Origin of the sequence: Pseudomonas sp. WC1 (genome assembly GCF_050586565.1) — a bacterium.
Lineage (GTDB): Bacteria > Pseudomonadota > Gammaproteobacteria > Pseudomonadales > Pseudomonadaceae > Aquipseudomonas.
The window spans coordinates 1-18,858 of sequence record NZ_JBOBDQ010000033.1 but is presented as its reverse complement, the minus strand read 5'-3'; the positions used below and the strand labels follow the sequence as shown (position 1 = coordinate 18,858).

General features: G+C 61.4%; 13 protein-coding genes. All 13 read right to left on the bottom strand.

The features are described from left to right. Positions 1-19 precede the first annotated feature (19 nt). Positions 20-655 carry a class I SAM-dependent methyltransferase gene (locus ACQ4OD_RS15805; protein ID WP_430944561.1) on the bottom strand — a complete coding sequence of 212 codons (636 nt, stop codon included), beginning with the start codon at positions 653-655 and terminating at the stop codon, positions 20-22. Continuing rightward, positions 652-1,353, bottom strand: a complete 702-nt coding sequence (locus ACQ4OD_RS15800; RefSeq protein ID WP_139673338.1) for a WbqC family protein — start codon at positions 1,351-1,353, stop codon at positions 652-654. Before ACQ4OD_RS15800 ends, ACQ4OD_RS15805 begins: the two co-directional genes overlap by 4 nt. Before the next feature lie 373 nt (positions 1,354-1,726). Next, positions 1,727-1,948: a hypothetical protein gene (locus ACQ4OD_RS15795; RefSeq protein ID WP_430944560.1), complete on the bottom strand. Its 222-nt coding sequence runs from the start codon at positions 1,946-1,948 to the stop codon at positions 1,727-1,729. 548 nt (positions 1,949-2,496) lie between these two features. After that, the gene (locus ACQ4OD_RS15790; RefSeq protein WP_198755350.1) at positions 2,497-5,235 is read right to left on the bottom strand and encodes a glycosyltransferase; all 2,739 of its coding nucleotides are present in this window, start codon (positions 5,233-5,235) and stop codon (positions 2,497-2,499) included. Between the two features lie 50 nt (positions 5,236-5,285). After that, positions 5,286-8,861, bottom strand: a complete 3,576-nt coding sequence (locus ACQ4OD_RS15785; protein WP_198755351.1) for a glycosyltransferase — start codon at positions 8,859-8,861, stop codon at positions 5,286-5,288. Between the two features lie 151 nt (positions 8,862-9,012). After that, positions 9,013-10,581 (bottom strand): flagellar hook-associated protein 3, encoded by a 1,569-nt coding sequence (locus ACQ4OD_RS15780; RefSeq protein WP_139673351.1) that lies wholly within the window; start codon positions 10,579-10,581, stop codon positions 9,013-9,015. Positions 10,582-10,594: 13 nt separating this feature from the next. Next, positions 10,595-12,643 carry a flagellar hook-associated protein FlgK gene (gene flgK, locus ACQ4OD_RS15775; protein WP_198755352.1) on the bottom strand — a complete coding sequence of 683 codons (2,049 nt, stop codon included), beginning with the start codon at positions 12,641-12,643 and terminating at the stop codon, positions 10,595-10,597. 12 nt (positions 12,644-12,655) lie between these two features. Next, positions 12,656-13,855, bottom strand: a complete 1,200-nt coding sequence (gene flgJ, locus ACQ4OD_RS15770; RefSeq protein WP_198755353.1) for a flagellar assembly peptidoglycan hydrolase FlgJ — start codon at positions 13,853-13,855, stop codon at positions 12,656-12,658. Between the two features lie 10 nt (positions 13,856-13,865). Next, positions 13,866-14,975, bottom strand: coding sequence for a flagellar basal body P-ring protein FlgI (locus ACQ4OD_RS15765; protein WP_046857711.1), 1,110 nt, complete (start codon positions 14,973-14,975; stop codon positions 13,866-13,868). A 12-nt stretch (positions 14,976-14,987) separates the two neighbouring features. Then, complete coding sequence (flgH, locus tag ACQ4OD_RS15760; RefSeq protein ID WP_046854650.1) at positions 14,988-15,683, bottom strand: flagellar basal body L-ring protein FlgH; 696 nt, start codon at positions 15,681-15,683, stop codon at positions 14,988-14,990. Positions 15,684-15,756: 73 nt separating this feature from the next. Continuing rightward, positions 15,757-16,542: a flagellar basal-body rod protein FlgG gene (gene flgG / locus ACQ4OD_RS15755; RefSeq protein WP_046854649.1), complete on the bottom strand. Its 786-nt coding sequence runs from the start codon at positions 16,540-16,542 to the stop codon at positions 15,757-15,759. Between the two features lie 48 nt (positions 16,543-16,590). Next, on the bottom strand, positions 16,591-17,331 hold the full coding sequence (gene flgF, locus ACQ4OD_RS15750) for a flagellar basal-body rod protein FlgF (protein WP_046854648.1): 741 nt from the start codon (positions 17,329-17,331) through the stop codon (positions 16,591-16,593). Positions 17,332-17,547: 216 nt separating this feature from the next. After that, positions 17,548-18,858, bottom strand: a 1,311-nt coding sequence (locus tag ACQ4OD_RS15745) for a calcium-binding protein (RefSeq protein ID WP_430944559.1), incomplete at its 5' end; no start/stop codon positions are given.

Sequence of the window (18,858 nt, the reverse complement as noted above, 5' to 3'; positions counted from 1 at the left end):
GAGGGATAAGGACGGCGCGTCAGGAAGACTTGCGCACAAGCAAGGTAAACTCGTACAAGCCGTAGTCATGCAAGAGTGCCACCTCTCTGGAGTAGGTTCTTTTGCACAGATCAAAATAGAAACAAGGATCCCCGTAATACAGGTAATCACGCATGAAGGGCGGGTCCGAGTACGAGGTAAGGCAATTGAAGGCAAAGCCTTTGCGGCTGCAGGCATCCATCGCACGCAATACGTCGGCGATGTACCTCTCCCACGTGTCGCGAGCGGTGCTCTGACAAACGTTGAAGATGCCACTGGCCACCGCATAATCCGCCTGTCGCGACGCACTTTCGGCCACTTCGAAGCGCACTGCGTCATCAGCCGGATGCTGCTGCCTGGCTGCGGCAATCATCTGCTCGGACAGGTCATAACCGTGATAGTCCACAGGCAGTCCCTGCTCACGCATCCAGGTCAGCAACGCGCCGTAACCGCACCCGACATCGATAAGACTGAAGCCCGCACGTTGCTCTTCGACGGGCACCAGTTTAAGCAACTGGGCAAAACGCTGTTGCTGGGAAGCGCTGCCATTCCAGTCGACCCCCTCTGGAGTTGCGCCGTGCGTACGAATACGCGACGAATAGTAATCCGCCACACCCTGCAAGATATCTTTGCTCATGGATGACGCTCCAGAAAGTTCGATGCTTCACTACCGGTATTGAACAGCAGGTCGAGGACACTGACCGCATGCTCAAACCCACCGAACAACTGCGGATACTCCGGATAGCCGGCATAGCTCATGTACGAGACTTCAAGGCCGCCAGCGGCGAACGCAGCCTCGTCCAGATAGCTGCTGGCTGCCGGTCCCGATAGGTATTCGGTCGCCCCAAGGGCCTGACAAAGATGTATCAACCGTTGGTTTTTACCTTCACTGCTACGCCCGAGTTCCTCGGAGCGATACAGCGGTGTATCGATACCGAGCAGAGCACACAGGCCGGTGATGAAAAGCTGGTTGATGGAGGAAAGACGAGCGACCTCGGAGGCTTGCTCGTAAAGCGTGCGAACGGGGAGCTCCATCTGATTGAAGCAGGCGGCTCGCCGATAGTTCATCTCGATTGTCTTCCAGTGCTTGGCCGCCCAATCCGCCTCGCTGACCTCGACTTCATTGATCAGTTGCTCGTATCGACCGCGGTTTTTTACCGGAACACTAAGCCAGTGCTCACCTTGGGCGGTCTTGATCTTATTGCGATTACGCCAGTCGCGACGCGTGTACTGGACATCGTCATATAAAACGAACGCATCGACACTGCGAATCAGGTCGAAATACCCCTTCCACGGGATGTAGTTCGATTGCACCACCGCCACTTTCTTTTGCATCCCGAACCTCATAGGCACAGCACAGGCACTGCATTCTGCCTGTCAATAAACCGCCACCAGGCAAGAAAAAGCCGGGCTTGTAACCCGGCTTTTGCAAATCCCGCGCCAGCTCGCGCCCGGCTAATAACACGTAGCCCCTTGTTCCCTTGATGGCGTTCATGGAGACAGTCGCGGAATGGATTTCGACAGGGGCCGCAGCCCTCCCGGCCTTACCCGACAGCTATCAAAGCGGTTTTGGACGGATAGCGAAGCCCCCGCCGGCCAGCCCCGGGGTGCCAGGCATGACCAGACGCACCCAATGCGCCAAGCACTGAAACCCGCGATACTGGTTGGCGCGCTTTCTTGATAGCACCTGGCCTTGGCGGATTTCTATTTACAGTTTTGGCGGCGGGCAGTCAGCCTGCTGATAAATCAGCGCATAGGTGTAATGCCTGTCAAAACTGTACGGTGTCGCCCCCGGTGCCGACCACTCGGCATACTTCCCCGACATGCTGGTTGGCGTCGACATCTCACCGATACCAATAGTCGCGACATTGCCGTAATGGGCGAGCGGCACATTGCCATACCACTGGATTTCACTGCCGTTGCAAACCATGCACCATTCCATTTGGCTTCAGTAGTGGAATACCAGGTCTTGTCGGGCTTGAAACAGACCATTTGAATAGTGGCAACAGCACCGCTGGACACATGATATGTGGTCAGCTTCCAGTATCCCAATGGAGCTTCGCCTGCCTGCACGGTGAGGGCCGCACCAAAAGCAATGGCCAAGATCGAAATCCGGCTCAACATTTTTTTCATCGTTTAATTTCCTTGAGTTTTCTGCGCGAGCTCCGTGCCAATCACAGATGATTGATCGCGCCTCGACACCAGTAGGCGCCAACCAGGAAACCATATGCATTTGCGCATTAATAAATAATGCATTTATGCAACTTTATTCCAGCGCACTATTTCTTGGGTATGCCCCCAACTCCTGTTATCTGTAATTTGTGCAATGGGCACGGACTCAAGACGCTCCGCCACCCCACGCAACGACAAATGGCCGCCCCGGAGACCCGGATTCCCCGTAGACGGCCATGCTTGAAGAGTCGGTTGTCAAAAACAGTCCACAACCATGCATCTACCACTAGACGCAATAGCGTTGAATTATCCCAACTGAGCGATCCAGTTGCTGGACGGTGACGCTTCACCCGCGCCAAGGGAGTCCAGTTGACCATCCCCCTGGAAAGCCTCAGGCCAATGCGCCGCCAATTGCGAAGACGCCTCATCACCCAGGACCGGCAGGTCCGTGGCAAGCAACTGCGCGCGAGGCGTCCAGACCACCATCAACCCAGCCTGGGCGACCATCAGGCTCAAGCCGACACCGATATCCCCTGCGAGCGGCAGGCCACCGCAGTGCACGAAGGCTTCACGGTCCACCATCAGGCAACCATCCGAGACCGCGGAACAACTGCGCACCGACAGCGGCCAGCGGGCCTTTGCGGCACCCTCGAGCGACAGTTGCCGCCAGGGGGCATGCACTCTGGGGCCGGCCAGCAGCTGATAGCCTGCGTGCGCCAACGTACCGTCAGCCGCCCACAAGCTCGCACCGACAACCCCTACTTCAGGCCTCTGCGCCTCGTTCAACAGCGATTCGATCCAGGCCGGGGTAATGACCTGGCAATGCGGCGACAGCAACACCAGGTAATCGCCACGAGCCTCGCCGGCCGCCAGGCCGAGCAGTTGCCGATGCGTTGCCCCGACTTCGCCGGTTACGACCCGCAGTCGGCCACCCAATGCCTGGAACGCTTCGACCTGGGCCGCTGAAGGTTGCCCGGGAAGCGCCAGTACCACTTCGTAGCGCGGGTAGCGGGTTCGCTGGAAAATGCCGGCCAGCCATGCAGGCTCGACCTCGCCCGCCAGCACGATGCTGACCAGCGGTGTGGCGCTATGGCGGAACTCGATCGCCAGCCCTCCTGCCCCTTGCTCACTGATCTGCGGGCGATAGCCCAGCTGGGTGAGGTGGCGATTGAGGATCTTGCGCGCCTCCTCGATGGATGCCGAGGAAGGTTGCTGGCTGACCACCAGGTAGTCATCCATGTGCGCCAGGCTGGCTGCACCGTGATGCTCGACCAGGCGCAACAGCAAGTCATAATCCAGGGTCTGCGGGTCGGTACCGTTGTAGCCGTCCAGGTCGAGCACGGCCTGACGACGAACCAGCCAGTGCCGCGCCATGAGCCCCGGTTGGCTACGCAATAGGTCCAGATCGCTGCCAGGCCGGCGCACGGCGAACAGGCGCCCATCACTGTCACGCTGGACTTCGTCGGCGGCGATGGCATGGCAAGCCGGGGCCTGGGCAAGCTCTACCGCCAGGCGCATGAGCCCACCAGCAAGAAGCACATCGCCGGCCTCGAGCAACAGCAGCCACTCGCTGGGCAACTGGCGCACCAATTGGTTCAGATGCGAGACCCAGTTGCCCTCTGCGACCTGGATGAAGTGCAAGGTGTCCCGCGCGGTAGTAATCGCCGGCGGCTTGCCGGCCTTGAGCACCACCAGCTTGAAATTGCGCACGCCGCTGGCCAACAGGCTGTCGAAGGTTGCCTGCAAGGCCAGATCATCGTTGTTCAGGTCAAGCACGACGAAGGCGATCTGCGGCGCCGGGTGTTTTGCCAGGTGGGCCAGCACCCGCTTGCGCGCAGCTTCATCCGGGGTGGCCGCATCGATCGCCGCGAGCACCTGCCCCGATGGCGTGTCGAGCAGGGAATGGCGTGTCTCGCTGTCCGGCACCCCGAGCAGCCGCGCCATCCAGTCCCCCATCTCACGGGCATGGTGCGTGTTGTCCTCACCGGTCAGCACCTGGTTGAGGGAGCGGCACACCTGGACATTGAAAAGGCCCAGGCCCAGCGCCTTCCAGTAACGCTCCTGAAGGCTCTCACGGGTGTCATTGGGGTGCGTCACCAGCAGGTCGCGCTGACGGACCCAGGCCCCCTCGAGGGCATGCCGATGACGCTTGCCGGTCGGCCAGGCATGACAGAGGAACTCCACCTCGGTCAACCGATCGAACAACGGGCGATTGTAATAAGGCAGTTCCACATGCTGCTCGGGCTCGAACGAACGCGCCGGGTCATCGATCACGCTGGTCCAGCGCGAGGTGAAGAGAAGCGGCTGCTCGCCCTGGCACCAGGTTTTGCGCACGAAACGATTGAGCGCCTCGAAGCCGTCATCAGCGGACAGGACGCTCGCATCATGCCCGCCGCCCCACTGACGCAAAGCCCGCACAGTCTGGACCATACGCTCCTCGCGCACGGCAGAGGACAGTTTCTCAGGCTGCGATTCGCAGATCACATCGGTCTGCTCCAGATGCGCGACTGCCCCGAGCAGCAGGATTGCGCAGGACAAAGCCACCCGCCAGCCTGCAGCATCGAGCCCTTCCGGCAGCGACACCAGTGCGGCCCGTAGCGCCTGCGTACGAATTACCGCACGCCAGGCTTGCTGTTCGGCGTCCGCGTAGTGTCGCAAGCGATCCAGCACACTCTCCCCGGGATGTGCAGCGAAAGCTTCCCCCACCTTGTGGTAGGTCAGCTGGCTATTACCAGGCGCATAGGCCAGGGCGTGGCCTTGCACGGCCATTACCTCCGGCTGGGCACGCAGGTACCGCACCGCATTGTCCAGCGCGGCACCCAGGACGAAATCGGCATCCAGCGCCAGGCAAACGAACGGCGTCGCCACCTGTGCCAGCAATTCTCCCAGGGCGGCAGCATCGACCACCGCTGCCGGCGTCAGGCCCTGGCACGGCACGCCAGCCCGCTGATAGTAGTGCGCCGCACGAGCACGGTGATCCGCCTGCTCATGCCCGAGCAGGACGACGGTCACTTCATCACGCGATCCGAGTGTTGTTTCGTTCATAGGGCACCTGTTCAAGGGGTTCGGCACCTGGCTTGGCCAGGCGCCAGGATTCAGTCAGCCAGCCAGGCGTTGGCCCAGTGCTGCAGATGGTGTTCGTTCAGTACGTAGTCTCGCAGGACCGCCTCGCGCAACGCATCGCCCTGGCGGTAGCTGGCCATCGGGTCGGCAAGGTGCATGCGGATCGCGTCCAGCCACTGCTCGGTGGTGTTCTCGCGGACCCTCGTGCAGGGAAGGTAGCCTGCGTATGCCTTGGTATCGGTGCAGATGACCGGAAAACCGCACGCGCCATACTCCAACAGGCGCAGGTTGCTCTTGCAGTCGTTGAACAGGTTCTGCTCCAACGGCGCCACCGCCAGGTCCAGGTTGAGACTGGCCAGCTTGCGCGGATAGTCCGCGAAAGAGATCCCCGGGTGAAACTCCTTGACGTAGGGCAGCAGCGCCTCTGGACACATGCCGAAGAACACCCAGTCGACTTCGCTGGCCAAGGTCTTGATTACATCCAGCATCAATTCCAGATCACCGCGGTGACTGGTACCCCCTGCCCACCCCACACGCGGCCGCACGCTGGTCTGGCGCTGACTGGTCAGCTCGCTCCACAGCGATGCGGCGAGCATGTTGGGGACGACACGGATGTCCTGGTGCATGCTGGACAGCGCATCGGCCAATGGTTCGGTGGAGACCACCACCCGGTCGCACAGGGAAATCGCCTTGCTGACCAGCTCGCGCATGTTGCTCGGCATGTTGCGCGCATGGTCGTTCTTCTTCGGTGGATCAATGATGTAGTCGTCCAGCTCGTAGATCCGCCGCGCACTGGAAAAGCGCTTGTACTGTTCGATATCCCGGACATTCGCCGGCAGGTAGCGGCACTGCAGGATCACCACATCGGGCTTTTCCCGCTCGAGGTCGATCAGCCCCGGCGCGCTGTAGTCGATACGTCCCTGGATCCAGCCAGACTGCTCCAGCTCATTGAACGGCTGGACCACCCGATAGTGTCCGATCGCCGAGGTACTGCTCGGCAGCGCCAGGACAGACGGCATGGCCCGCGCGATGAACGGATCCCACCCACCCCGCAATCCGGGGTCGAAGTTGAAGTTCGGCAACTTGAGGCTGAGGTTGCGGTTGTAGGCCGGATCATTCGCCACCCAGGCCAGCCAGCGCGCATACAAGGCATCGCGATCATCCTGCCAGCTTCGTGGCGAGCTTTCCTCGACCGCCTGGGCGCCCAGCTTGGCCACCCGCGCGAACGGCGTCCACACTGACAGATAACCCGCGGCCCGCGCCCGCAGGCACAGGTCGGCGTCGTGCAGCGATACCTGCAGCGCGGCCGTATCCAGCCCCCCCAGCTCGGCGAACAGCTCACGCCGCACCAACAGGCAGTCCAGGCTCAGCGCGCTCCAGTTCTGTACCAGGCTCAGCCTATTCATGTAGCCGCCTTCGTTCACCGGGCAGCCCAGGAATGGACTGGCCGCGGTGGCCTGCATCCCCAGGACCAGACCTGCCGAGACCACGGTCCCACTGTTGTCGAACAACTTGGGCCCGACCATCCCGACTTCGGGACGCTGGCCAAGCTGCAAGAGCTCGGACAACCACTGCGGCTCGAACAGCACGCAGCCGGCATCCAGCAGTAGCAGATAGTCGCCCCGAGCGTGCACACTGCCTTCGTTGAAGCTCTGCGCTCGGCCATGGGCGGCACTCTCGAGCACCCGCAATTGCTCGCTTCCCAGATTCCGCAAACTGTCGAGCCAGGTAAGTACATCGTCCGACGTCCCGGCGCTGGCGACCAGCACCACCTCGAAATCGGGATGCTCGGTACTGGCCAGCACAGACTCGACGCAACGCACCAGTACCGCCAGGTCGCCAACGGCAGGAATGATGATCGAAACGCTCGCAACCTGGGGGTGCAGGTAGGTGACCCGAGTCATCAGGCTGCCAGCAATACCCTGCACCTGCGCCTCCACACCCAGGCGCCGCAGGTGCGCCTCCAGAACCCGCGGCGCCTGGACATGGCCCGCACGATCAGCCAGCCATTCGGCATAGCCGTGTCGGCACTGCACCAGCACTTCAGGGATATGCTCTACCACCTGCAGGCCATGGGCCTCGATCATTCGCCACAGCAGGTCGTGAGGCGCCAGGCCTTCGAAGCTGGCGTCAAATCCCCCAAGCTCACGCACCGCCGCAGTATCGAATGCCAACAGGCGCCCGACGTAGGGCAGGCTGCGCATCAGGTCGAGGTTGAAGTCCGGCTTGAAGATTGGTGCCGACGCGGCGAGGCTGTCGTTGGCCCCCTCATCGATGTACAGGCACAGGCTGTCACCACGCAGCGCCATGCGCTCGGCCATGATCACCAGCGCATGGGTATGCAGGCAGTCGCCAGCACGCAGCAGGAACAACCAGTCAAGTGCCGGACCGTCCGCCAGCCAATGGTTGAGCGAGATGAACTCGGCATCGCCGCGCACCAGGTAACGAACACGCTCTTCCACCGGCCGCTCGAAACCCTCAGGCGTCACTACCAGAACTTGTCGGGCCGGGTAGGATTGCTTCCAGAGACTGTCCAGCGTCGCACGCAGCACCTTTTCGTCGCCTGCCTCACAGAACACCACCACCGCGATTCCCGGCTGGCTTGGCCATTGCTCCACACGCTTGGGCAAGAGCCGCTCCTGCCCGGCGGACAGCCGGCGATACTCGAGCCATTCAGCGTACAGCTCGGCAAAACTCAGGCTGTGGGTACCGATCTGCTGGTTGAAGTTGGCCATCTGCGCCCCGAAGAAGCGCCGCAAGTCGAGCTCGTCCCACTTCTGCTGCGGGTTTTCCAGGTAGTCCGCCAACGGCATGTAGCGCACCCAACCGTGGGCAGGCGCCGGCTCGGCATTGCGTTCAGCAAGCATTTGCAGCAGCCACTGGGTTTCGCTCTTGTAGGCCTCGACCATGGTGCCTTGATGGCTAAGACGCCCCGGATGCACCCGCTCCATGCTCAGCACCTGCTCCAGGCTGGCCAGCTGTCCCCGGCGCAGAACGCAAGCGTAGAGCGCCAGGTCCAGGCGAGCGGAAAAACCCTGCCCATCCTGCACCAGGGTGGGCAGATACGCTTCGACCTGGGCACGGCGCAGCAAGGCATGGCTCAAGCCACCGAACAGGTTGGGTGCATCATCGGCGACGCTTTCCAGCAGGTCGGTGCCATGCAGCACTGCACTGTGCATGGAAATAACGAAGTTCAGCGCGCGTGAAGGCAACAGCACGTCATCGGCGGCGCACAACAGGCGCTGGCAAATGACCATGCTGATCTGCTGCGACTCGCCGAGCACACTGGACTGCTGGCTGATACAGCCGGCAAACAGCGTGTCGTCGTCACAGAGGAACTTGATCAGCTCGCCCGAGGTGTGCGTCAGGCAAGCCAGCAGGTTGCGGGCGAAACCAAGGCGCACCGGGTTGCGCACATAGCGCAAGGGAGCGGGCGAAGTGACACGCAGCTCATCACAGATCGCCTCGATCTCGCCCCCGGGGCTGTCGTCACACACGACAATCTCCAGATTCGGGTAATCCTGGGCGATTGCGCTGGCCAGTGTGGCACGGAAGAACTCAGGGTTGAACGCAGGGATGGCGATGGTGACAAGGGGTTGTGCGTTCACAGGTACTCACTCAAAACAGAAATTCGCTACAGGACGACACCCTGCCCCGCTCAGCACCCGAAGGCCTCTGGCACCGTCGCACAGTGGCCTCACCCCGGAAAGGGTGAGGCAGGGCTGCGCGTAGTTGACCCACTGCGCGCAGGAACATGGCTCAGATGTAGTTGACCAGCGACAGGCTGGAAATCTTTGCGAATGATTGCATCGAGGCTGTCAGTTGGTTCTTCTGCATCTCCAGGCGCATCATCACTTCGCCGATATCACTGTCGCGGATCGAACCCTGGGTCTTGGTATTCTCGATACCCAGGGCCTCGTTGGTTTCAGCCTGTACATCGAGGGCCTGACCGCGACCGCCAATTGCAGAGATGGAAGACGACACCTGGTTGGTGGCACTGGCAATGTTGCCGATCGCCGAGTCCAGCGAAGCAAGGAAGGCCTGGCGAGCAGCCGGGTCATGGTCCTGCGGGGTGTTCAGCGCGCCGCGCAACTGGCCGATGGTGTTGAGAATATTCTGGTTCTGATGAGTATCGACCTTGACGCCGAACGAATCCCCGGCGCTTGGCGGGCCGGACAATTCGAAGCTCACACCTGCGGCGGTGGCCGTGTTGCCGCTGAGGGTTCCCGAGGAAATCGGGCGGCTGTCGGCGGTCATTGGTGCTGCATACAGTTCGAAGTCGGTGGCACTGGTGAACTTGAGTACAGCACCACCACCCGGGAATGCGGCCTTGTAGGCGGTCGGGTCGGTAATCTTGGCGTCGGTGATCTGCTCCGACGATGTGTTGCCTGGACTGCGGGTACCGGCAATCGAGTCGGCCTTGGAACTCAGGCTGAACGCATGGCCGGCGATGGCCGCGTCCGGGTTGCCTTCGTCACCTGGCTTGAAATCGATCTTCAGGCGCAGGTCTACACCGCGGAAATTGATGCTGATGTTATCGCCTTTGGGGTCGAACTTGCCGCCCTGGCTGGCTTCGAGAGTGACATCGTTGCCCCCGGCATCGAGGATCTTGTATTCGGTGCTGCTGGTGAACTCGATGCTGTAGGGCTCGCCGCTGCGGAAACGGTCGTTGTAGGTGGCACTGCCGGAGACCTGGCCATTGGACAGGCTGACACGCCCGTCATCAGGCAGCGGGGCCGTCTGCTTGGTCTCGCTGCGGCTGGTATTGAGCGCCTGCTCGAACGCGCTGTAGCCCGTCTCGTTGGCGGCCAGGCTGAGCATGTCGCCCACCTGCAGCATGAGTTGGCTCTGGTCGCCCTGATAGCTGTAGGTGCCGTCGGAGTTGCGCACGTAAGGCGGAGTGTCGCCCTTGGAGCCCGAGAACAGGTACTTGCCATTCTCGTCCCGACTGTTCATCAGCGAGAACAGTTGGTCTTCCAGGGAGGCAAGCTCAGAGGCGTTGGCCTTGCGGTCGGCATCGGTGAAGCCGGCATTGCCGGAGCCCATGGCCAGCTCGTTGACCCGCTGCAGCACCGCGCCAATGGCATTGAGCGTGCTTTCGCTGGAGCCCAGCGCATTGCGCACGTTGGTGATGTTGCCCTTGAACTGGTCGAGCATGTTCTGCTGCTGTTCGAGCTGCAACAGACGCGCATAGCCAACCGGATCATCGGCGGCGGTGCGCACGCGGATGAAGTCGCTGGCTTCTTGCTGGGTCTTGTTTACATTGCCAAAAGTACGCTCGTAGTTGGCGCTGCTGCTGGAGTAGAACTGCGGAGTGGAGATGCGCATGGTCTACGGCTCCTTAAAGGCTGTTGATCAAGGTTGCGAAGGTTTCCTGGGCCGCCTTGATGATCTGCGACGACGCGGTGTAGTACTGCTGGAACTTGACCAGGTTGCCGACCTCTTCATCCACCGACACCCCCGAGCTGGAGTTGCGGCTGGTCAGCGCGGAACCATGCAGCGCCATGGTGGCGTCGCTGTCCATTGATGCCTGGTTGGTCTTGCCGCCGACATTGGATACCAGCTTGGCGTAGGCATCGGTGAAGCTGATGCCCTTGCTGCCATCGCCGGTATTGACCGTGGGTTTGGTTTGCAGGTCGATCACCGACTGTGCATTGCGGTTGTCTGCAGAACCGGCCTTGGTCAGCGATACGGTGTAGTTGTCACCATTCTTGGGCGCACCGGAGATGCTCATCTCGAACGAGAAGTTCATTTGAGCGCCACTGGCGTCATTGATCGGGTTGCCGTTGCCATCGACCATTGGCACAGACAGCTGCAGCTTGTTTTCCTGGCCAGGGATGACCGTACCGCTGCCAAGCGGGTTACCTTTGGAGTCGTACATGGTGTACGCCTGAGGCGATACGGAATCGTCGCCAAACACCAGCTTGACCGGGGTCGAATACTTCAGCCCCGTCTGCATGTCCGAGCGTTGCTTGGCGTCGTAGATATCCAGCTTGGACGTCAAGGTGGGCTGGGAGATCTGCCCGGTCCCCTTGTTGCCCGAACCGCTGGTGGCGTTCAGCGGGCTGGCCATGGCCAGGCGGCTCGGGTCGGTCAGCACGGTTTCCATGCTGGCCGCCGCGTTGCGGGTCGGGGTGATCTTGAAGCTGTCGCCGGCAACCGGGGTGCCACCATTGAGGTTGAGCGTGAAACCGTCGATCACAGGAGGTGGGTCGGCCGTGATATCGAAGGTACCCATCTCGGAATTATCGGGCAGCCGGCGCACGGAATACTCGGTGGCGCTGGTGAAGACGACTTGATAGTCGTTGGTGGTGAGCTTGCCGCTGTCCTTGATGTGCACATCGAGGTTGCCGGAGCCGGCACTGTTGCCCAGCTTGGGGATGCTGCGACCGGCAACGGCCGCTGCGCTATTGATATCGCCAAAGAGGGTCGCACCGAACTGGCCATTCTTGTCGATACCCTGGGCCAGCTGGCTGTTGATCGCATCGGCGACCACCAGCGCCACACGGCCCAGCTCGTTGAGCGCAGGGTCGAGGGTGTCCTTGCGGTAGCGCAACAAGCCACCGATTTCGCCACCGGTAGTGTTGTCGGTGATGTCCATTTTGGTCGAACCGCGGTTGAGCACCAGGTTCATGCGCGTCGGGTCGGTCGGGGCGGGTTCCACACCCAGCGTCTGGGTGGAGTTGCCCAGCACCAGGGACTGGCCATTTTTCAGATAGATGTCGTAGCTGCCTTCGCGCTCCACCACGTCCACGCCGACAAGCTTGTTCAGCTCGCGCACCGCGCCATCACGCTGGTCAAGCAAGTCATTGGGCTGACCATTGACAACACCGAGCTTGGCGATCTGCTGGTTGAGGTCGGCGATGGTCTTGGTGATGTTGTTCACCTGTTCGGCCATCGACCCCAGACTGCCGTTGATGTTGGCGTTCTGCTGGGTGAACTGCGCCGACAGCGTATTGAAACGCTTGGCAAGTGATTGTGCGCTGGTCAGCAGCAACTGGCGCGAGGCATCTTCGGTGGGCTTGGCAGAAGCATCCTGCATGGCGCTGAAGAAGCTTTTGAGTGCGGCAGTGATACCGGTGTCGGCGCCCGACAGGGCAGTGTTGAGCGGGCCGATCTGATTAAGATAAGTGTTGGCGTCACTGGAGAGCGACGTGGTGGTACGCAACTGGTTCTCGATGAAGGCGTTGTACACCCGTCGCACATCGGCCAGGGTGGTGCCGGTCCCCATGAATACCTGGCCAACCTGCTGGGCACCCTTGGTCTTTTGCACCATTTGTTGGCGAGAGTAACTTTCAACATCGGCGTTGGCGATGTTGTTACCCAGGACGTACATCCCGGACTGGGCGGCACCCAGCCCCGACATACCGATATTGATCAAACTCGCCATGGTTCCCTGCCCTTAAAGTTGTGTACTGGTACCGAGCATTGCGTAGCTCTGCTGCGACTTCATCTGCTTGGCGATCTGCGAGATCTTGCTGGCGTAATTGGGGTCGGTGGCGTAACCGGCCTTTTGCAGCTCTCGCACAAACTGTTCTGGTTTATCGGCGGCGCTCACGGCATCTTGATAGCGTGAATTGCTCTGCAGCAAAGTTACCAGGTCGTGAAAACTTTCCTGATAGCTGTCGTAGGAACGGAACGCAGCCGTCTCCTTGACGAACGCACCATTGCGGAACTCGCTGGTGATCGCACGCGCCTCACCACCCTGCCAACTGCCAGTAGCCTTGATGCCAAACAGGTTGTGGCTGCTGCTGCCATCGGCATTACGCATGACCGATTTGCCCCAGCCGGTTTCCAGCGCTGCCTGCGCCACCAGGTAGCGCGGGTCGATGCCAATGCGCTTGGCAGCCTGTTCGGCCATCGGCAGCATGGTCTCGACGAAGGCGTCGCTGTCGGCGAAAGCCTTTTTCGGTGCCAGCGGGGGCTGAGCCACAGCGCGCCCGAGAATCTGCAGGTTGCCGCTCGGGGCCGCGAACGCCCTGGCCGGCTCCCAGTCGCCAGTTGCAACGCCACCGACCGGGATGTCGCCACGGCGCGGCAACGCCGCCGTGTTGGTCGCTGTGGCCGGGCTGCCGGCAGACGGCACGATACCGGCCAGCAGGCGATCGGTGAGCTTGCCCGGCAGTGCCAGGCGCCGCGAGTTGAGCGCCGCCACGTCATTGCGCACACCCGCGCCTGCCTCGGCATGCACTGGCGCGGCGACTTTCGACGCCCACAACGCTGGGGCACGCCCTTCGATACGTGGGAACGGGCTGGTGTTCACAGAAGCGGCCTTGTTCTTGGACAACTGGCGCACCAGCACGTCCTGCAGGCCAATACCGCCACCCTCGCGGGACATGCTCACAGCCAGCTGCTGGTCGTACATGTCTCGGTACTGCTTGACCGTGTCGCTGTTCATCGGGCTGTCTTCATCGGCCATGACATCGGTGGCCTTGCGCGATGCCTTGAGCAGCTCGCTGATGAACATCGACTCGAATTCCTGGGCTACCTTGCGAACATTGCCCTCGCTATCCCGATCACCATGCTTGAGCGCGCTCAGGCGATTGAGGTCGGTGTAGGCGCCGCTGTCGATCTGGCTGGACACCTGAGTTTTTGGATTCATCAGGCGCCCCTTAGATCACGATCAGATCGGCTTGCAATGCGCCGGCCTGCTTCAGGGCTTCGAGGATCGCCATCAGGTCGCCTGGCGCCGCACCCACCTGGTTCACTGCACGGACGATTTCATCCAGCGTGGTACCGGGGCCGAACTTGAACATCGGCTTGGCTTCCTGCTGGGCATTGACCCGCGAACGCGGCACGACCGCAGTCTGGCCATTGGAGAATGGCCCGGGCTGGCTGACGATAGGGTCTTCGGTGATGGTCACGGTCAGGCTGCCGTGGGTGACGGCCGCCGGCGAAACCTTGACGTTCTGGCCGATGACGATGGTACCGGTACGCGAATTGATGATGACCTTGGCCACTGCCTGGCCCGGATCGATTTCGAGGTTCTCCAGGATCGACAGGTAGTCGACGCGCTGGCTTGGATCCATGGGCGCTGTCACCCGTACCGAACCGCCATCAAGGGCCTGGGCCACGCCAGGGCCGAGCAGCTCATTGACCTTGTCGACGATCCGCTTGGCCGTGGTGAAGTCTGGGCGGTTGAGGTTGAGGGTAAGGCTGTTGCCCTGGTTGAAACCGCTGGGTACGGCACGTTCGACGGACGCACCACCCGGGATGCGGCCCGCCGACGGAACATTGACGGTGATCTTCGAGCCGTCACGGCCCTCGGCATCGAAACCACCTACAACCAGGTTGCCCTGGGCGATGGCGTAGACATTGCCATCAATCCCCTTCAACGGGGTCATCAACAGGCTACCGCCACGCAGACTCTTGGAGTTACCGATCGACGACACGGTAATGTCGACCACCTGGCCAGGTTTGGCGAAGGCCGGCAGGTCGGCATGCACCGACACCGCCGCCACGTTTTTCAGCTGCACGTTGCCAGACCCAGGCGGCACCTTGATGCCGAACTGCGACAGCATGTTGTTGAACGTCTGCAGGGTGAACGGCGTTTGCGTCGTCTGGTCACCGGTGCCATTCAAGCCGACCACCAGGCCGTAGCCAATCAACTGGTTGGCACGCACGCCGGAAATGCTGGCGATGTCTTTCAGGCGCTCGGCGTGAGCGCCGAACGCGCAGGACAAAAGAAGTGTCGCGGCAATCAACCGCCTAGCGTTGAACATGGTCATCCGTACTCAAAAGGGCCAGAGCGGGCTGATGAAGAAACGGTCCAGCCAACCGGGCTGGCTGGCATCGGCGAAGGAGCCGGTGCCCGAATAGGTGATGCGCGCATCGGCCACACGGGTGGACGGCACGGTGTTGTCGGTGGCGATGTCATCGGCACGTACCAGGCCTGCAATGCGCACCAGCTCTTCGCCGGTGTTCAGGGTCATCCATTTTTCGCCACGCACGGCAATGATGCCGTTGGGCAGCACTTCGGCCACGGTAACGGTGATCGAACCGGTGAGCGTGTTGCCCTGGGTGGCCTTGCTGTCGCCCTTGGTGCTGCGATCGCCGCTGTAGCCTGCGTCAAGGCTGAGGTCCCCGCTGCCCAGCGGGTTGTTGGTGTTGGGCACGGTACCGAACAGCGAGGTGAGGCCAATATTGGCCTTGCTGTTCTTCTGGATCTGGGAACCTGCGTTCTTGCTCGCCGAAGTACGCTCGTTGAGGGTGATGGTGATGATGTCACCCACCCGGAACGCCTTGCGGTCGGTATACAAGCCTTGTTCGAAACCGGCCTGGTAGATCGAGCCGTTATTGGCCGCTGCCGGCAGCGGGGTGCGCGGCAGAACCGGCGCGTAGTACGGGTCGTTGGGCTTGGGCGTCGGCGCGACGCAACCAGCCAGCAACACCGCCCCCCCCAGGGCGAAAACGGACAACAGACGATACATGACTCTTACCTCTGGCAGGCGCTGTAGCAGCGTGCGGTTTATCGGCGGCCCGAAGTGGCTGGGCCGCCAGGACTTACAGTTGCTGAGTGACGAACGACAGCATCTTGTCTGCGGCGGAGATGACCTTGGAGTTCATCTCGTAGGCGCGCTGGGTGGTGATCATGTTCACCATCTCCTCGACCGTGCTGACGTTGGAGTTTTCCAGGGTCTGCTGCAACGTGAGACCGAAGCCGTTCAGCCCCGGGGTACCGACCTGTGGCGCACCGCTGGCGGCGGTTTCGAGGAACAGGTTGTTGCCCATGGCCTGCAGGCCGGCCGGGTTGATGAAGTCGGCGGTCTGGATGTTGCCGATGATCTGCGCAGCCGGGTTGCCCTGGGTGGTGATCGACACGGTGCCGTCCTGGCCCACGGTGAAGGTCTGGGCATCCGGCGGCACGACAATGGCAGGTTCCAGCGCGAAACCGTTGGCGGTGACCACCTGGCCATCGGAGTTCAGGTGGAAGGTGCCGTCACGGGTGTACGACACGGTGCCATCAGGCTGGAGCACCTGGAAGAAACCGCGGCCATTGATTGCCATGTCCAGCGGGTTCTCGGTGTTCTGCAACCCGCCAGTCTGGAAGTTCTTCTGAGTGCCGACCACACGCACACCGGTACCGACCTGCAGGCCCGAAGGCAGCTCGCTGTCCTGGGTGGACTGCGCGCCAGGCTGGCGCTTGATCTGGTACAGCAGGTCCTGGAACTCGGCGCGATCACGCTTGAAGCCGGTGGTCGAAACGTTGGCCAGGTTGTTGGAGATGACCGTCAGGTTGGTGTCCTGGGCGGACAGGCCGGTTTTAGCGACCCAAAGAGCCGGAAGCATTTAGTGTTCTCCTCGTGCGCCTGTTTTACGGCACTCGTTCAAATGTGATTAGCCGATTTGCAAAACACGCGCCATGGCTTCGTCGCCTTCCTTGGCCGCGCTCATCATCTTGACGTGCAGTTCGAATTGACGGGACAGCGCCAGCATCGAAGTCATCTCGCCGACGGCATTGACGTTGCTGCCCTCGAGGAAACCCGACACCACACGCACATTCACATCGGCGTCTGCGGGTTGGCCGCTGGCGGTATGGATCAGACCATCCAGCCCCTTGGTCATGCCCTTGGTGTCCGGGTTGACCAGCTTGATACGGTCCACTTCGGCCATTACCCGCGGGTCTTCGCCCATGGCGCGGATGCTGATGGTGCCGTCGTCACCGACCTCGACCTTCTGCTCTGGTGGAATGGCGATAGGGCCGCCGTTACCGATGACCGCCATGCCATTGCCGGCCCGCAGCACGCCGAGCGCGTCAATGTTCAGGCTGCCGGTACGCACATACGCTTCGCTGCCGTCGGGTGCCTGCACGGCGATGAAACCATCACCGGTAACCGCCACATCCAGTTCACGACCGGTTTCAACCAACGGGCCGGCACTGAAATCGGTGGCCGGGCGCTCGCTCATGGCGAAAGCACGCGCCGGAAAGCTGTCACCGAACACCGGCATCGAGCGCGCCTGCTCCAGGTCGCGCTGGAAACCGTTTGTGGAAACGTTCGCCAGGTTGTTGGCATGGGCCTTCTGCGCCAGTGCGTTCTGGCTGGCGCCGGTCATGGCCACGTAAAGCATCTTGTCCACAGTCATCCTCCGCTGCACTGGCGATCGATTGCCGGTCGCCGTGGCTGTGGCAAGCGTTGAGCAAGTTTCGCGCCAACTACCATAAAAACGGCAAAGACCCCGGTTTACGGGGCCTTTGCTGAAAAGCCCGGCGCGCGCGAGACAAAATCTCGGCGGCGGGCGGCCGGCAGCGGCAAGGGCTGGCCGCCCTCGACGCTACGTGGCGACACTTGGCTGTCAGGTGATGGTGAAGGTGTCTCCGTTATTGGTCTGGAACGACTCGATAGTGTTCGAGCCGGCGTACCAGTTACTGAGCATCACACCGGAATCCAGGTTGCCGGCACTCCAGTCCGCCTTGGAGAAGATGTAGGCATTGACGCCATCGTTCTGTACCACGACATCCTGGAATGTCTGGATATTCTTCAGCACGACCACATCGATACCAGCGGTACCGGTGTCCTGAATCACCACGCCAGCCTTGGAATAGATGGTGTAGATATCACTGCCCTCACCCCCAAAGGCATAACCGGCGCTCATCATGTCAAGGCGGTCGGCACCGGCACCACCATACAGCTCATAGGCGTAGCCATTGCCAACGAGGCGATCATTGCCGTCATCACCGTACGCCTTGCCATTGGCGGTCTGGATCGTGTCGTTGCCAGCGTCCCCATGATAGATGGAGCCTGTATCGTTCAACGCACCCGTGATGGTGTCGTCGCCGTCACCACCATTGATCGAGTCCGCCTGGGCAACCTGGGTATTGGCCGGGCGCGCCAAGGCGCCAAAATCGGTGGAATAGATACCATCCCCGTAGAGAATGTCATTGCCCCCGCCACCATTGATGACGTCATCACCTTCGGCGCCATAGAGCGTGTTCGCCCCGGCATCGCCATTGAGCACATCAGCGAACGCGGAGCCCGCCACCCCCTCGATACCGCTTAGCACATCACCCTCGGCATGCCCACCTCCCACAACCCCCGTGGCAAGATCTACCGACACACCGGCATTGCTCGAGATGTACCAGGCCGAATCCCGCCCGGCACCGCCATTGATCACATCCGCCCCAGCGCCGCCGATGAAGTTCTCGCTCGCGGCAGTCCCGATGAACGTGTCATTGAAGGCCGTGCCCTCGAAGCTCTCGATACTGGTGAACAGGTCATTGCCGGTTGCGTTCAGATCGAGCGTGATGCCAGCCCCCTCACCCGCGAACGTCAACAGATCGACGCCGCCAGCGCCATTGAAGTCATTGGCCTGGTCGTTGGCCACGAAGACATCACCCAAGGATGATCCGACGAACTTCTCGATGCCCTCGAAGGTATCGCCTTCGGCGATGCCACCGTGCTGGCCGGTCTTGAGATTCAGGAGGATGCCTGAACTGCTGTCGCCATACGAAACGGTGTCGATACCCGCCCCACCGACGAATCGGTCGGCACCAGCACCACCAAACAAGGTGTCATTGCCAGCACCACCGACAATCACATTGTTACTGGCATTGCCATAGCCGGTGAAGTTGCCGGTACCGATGAAGGTCAGGTTCTCCACCTCGTT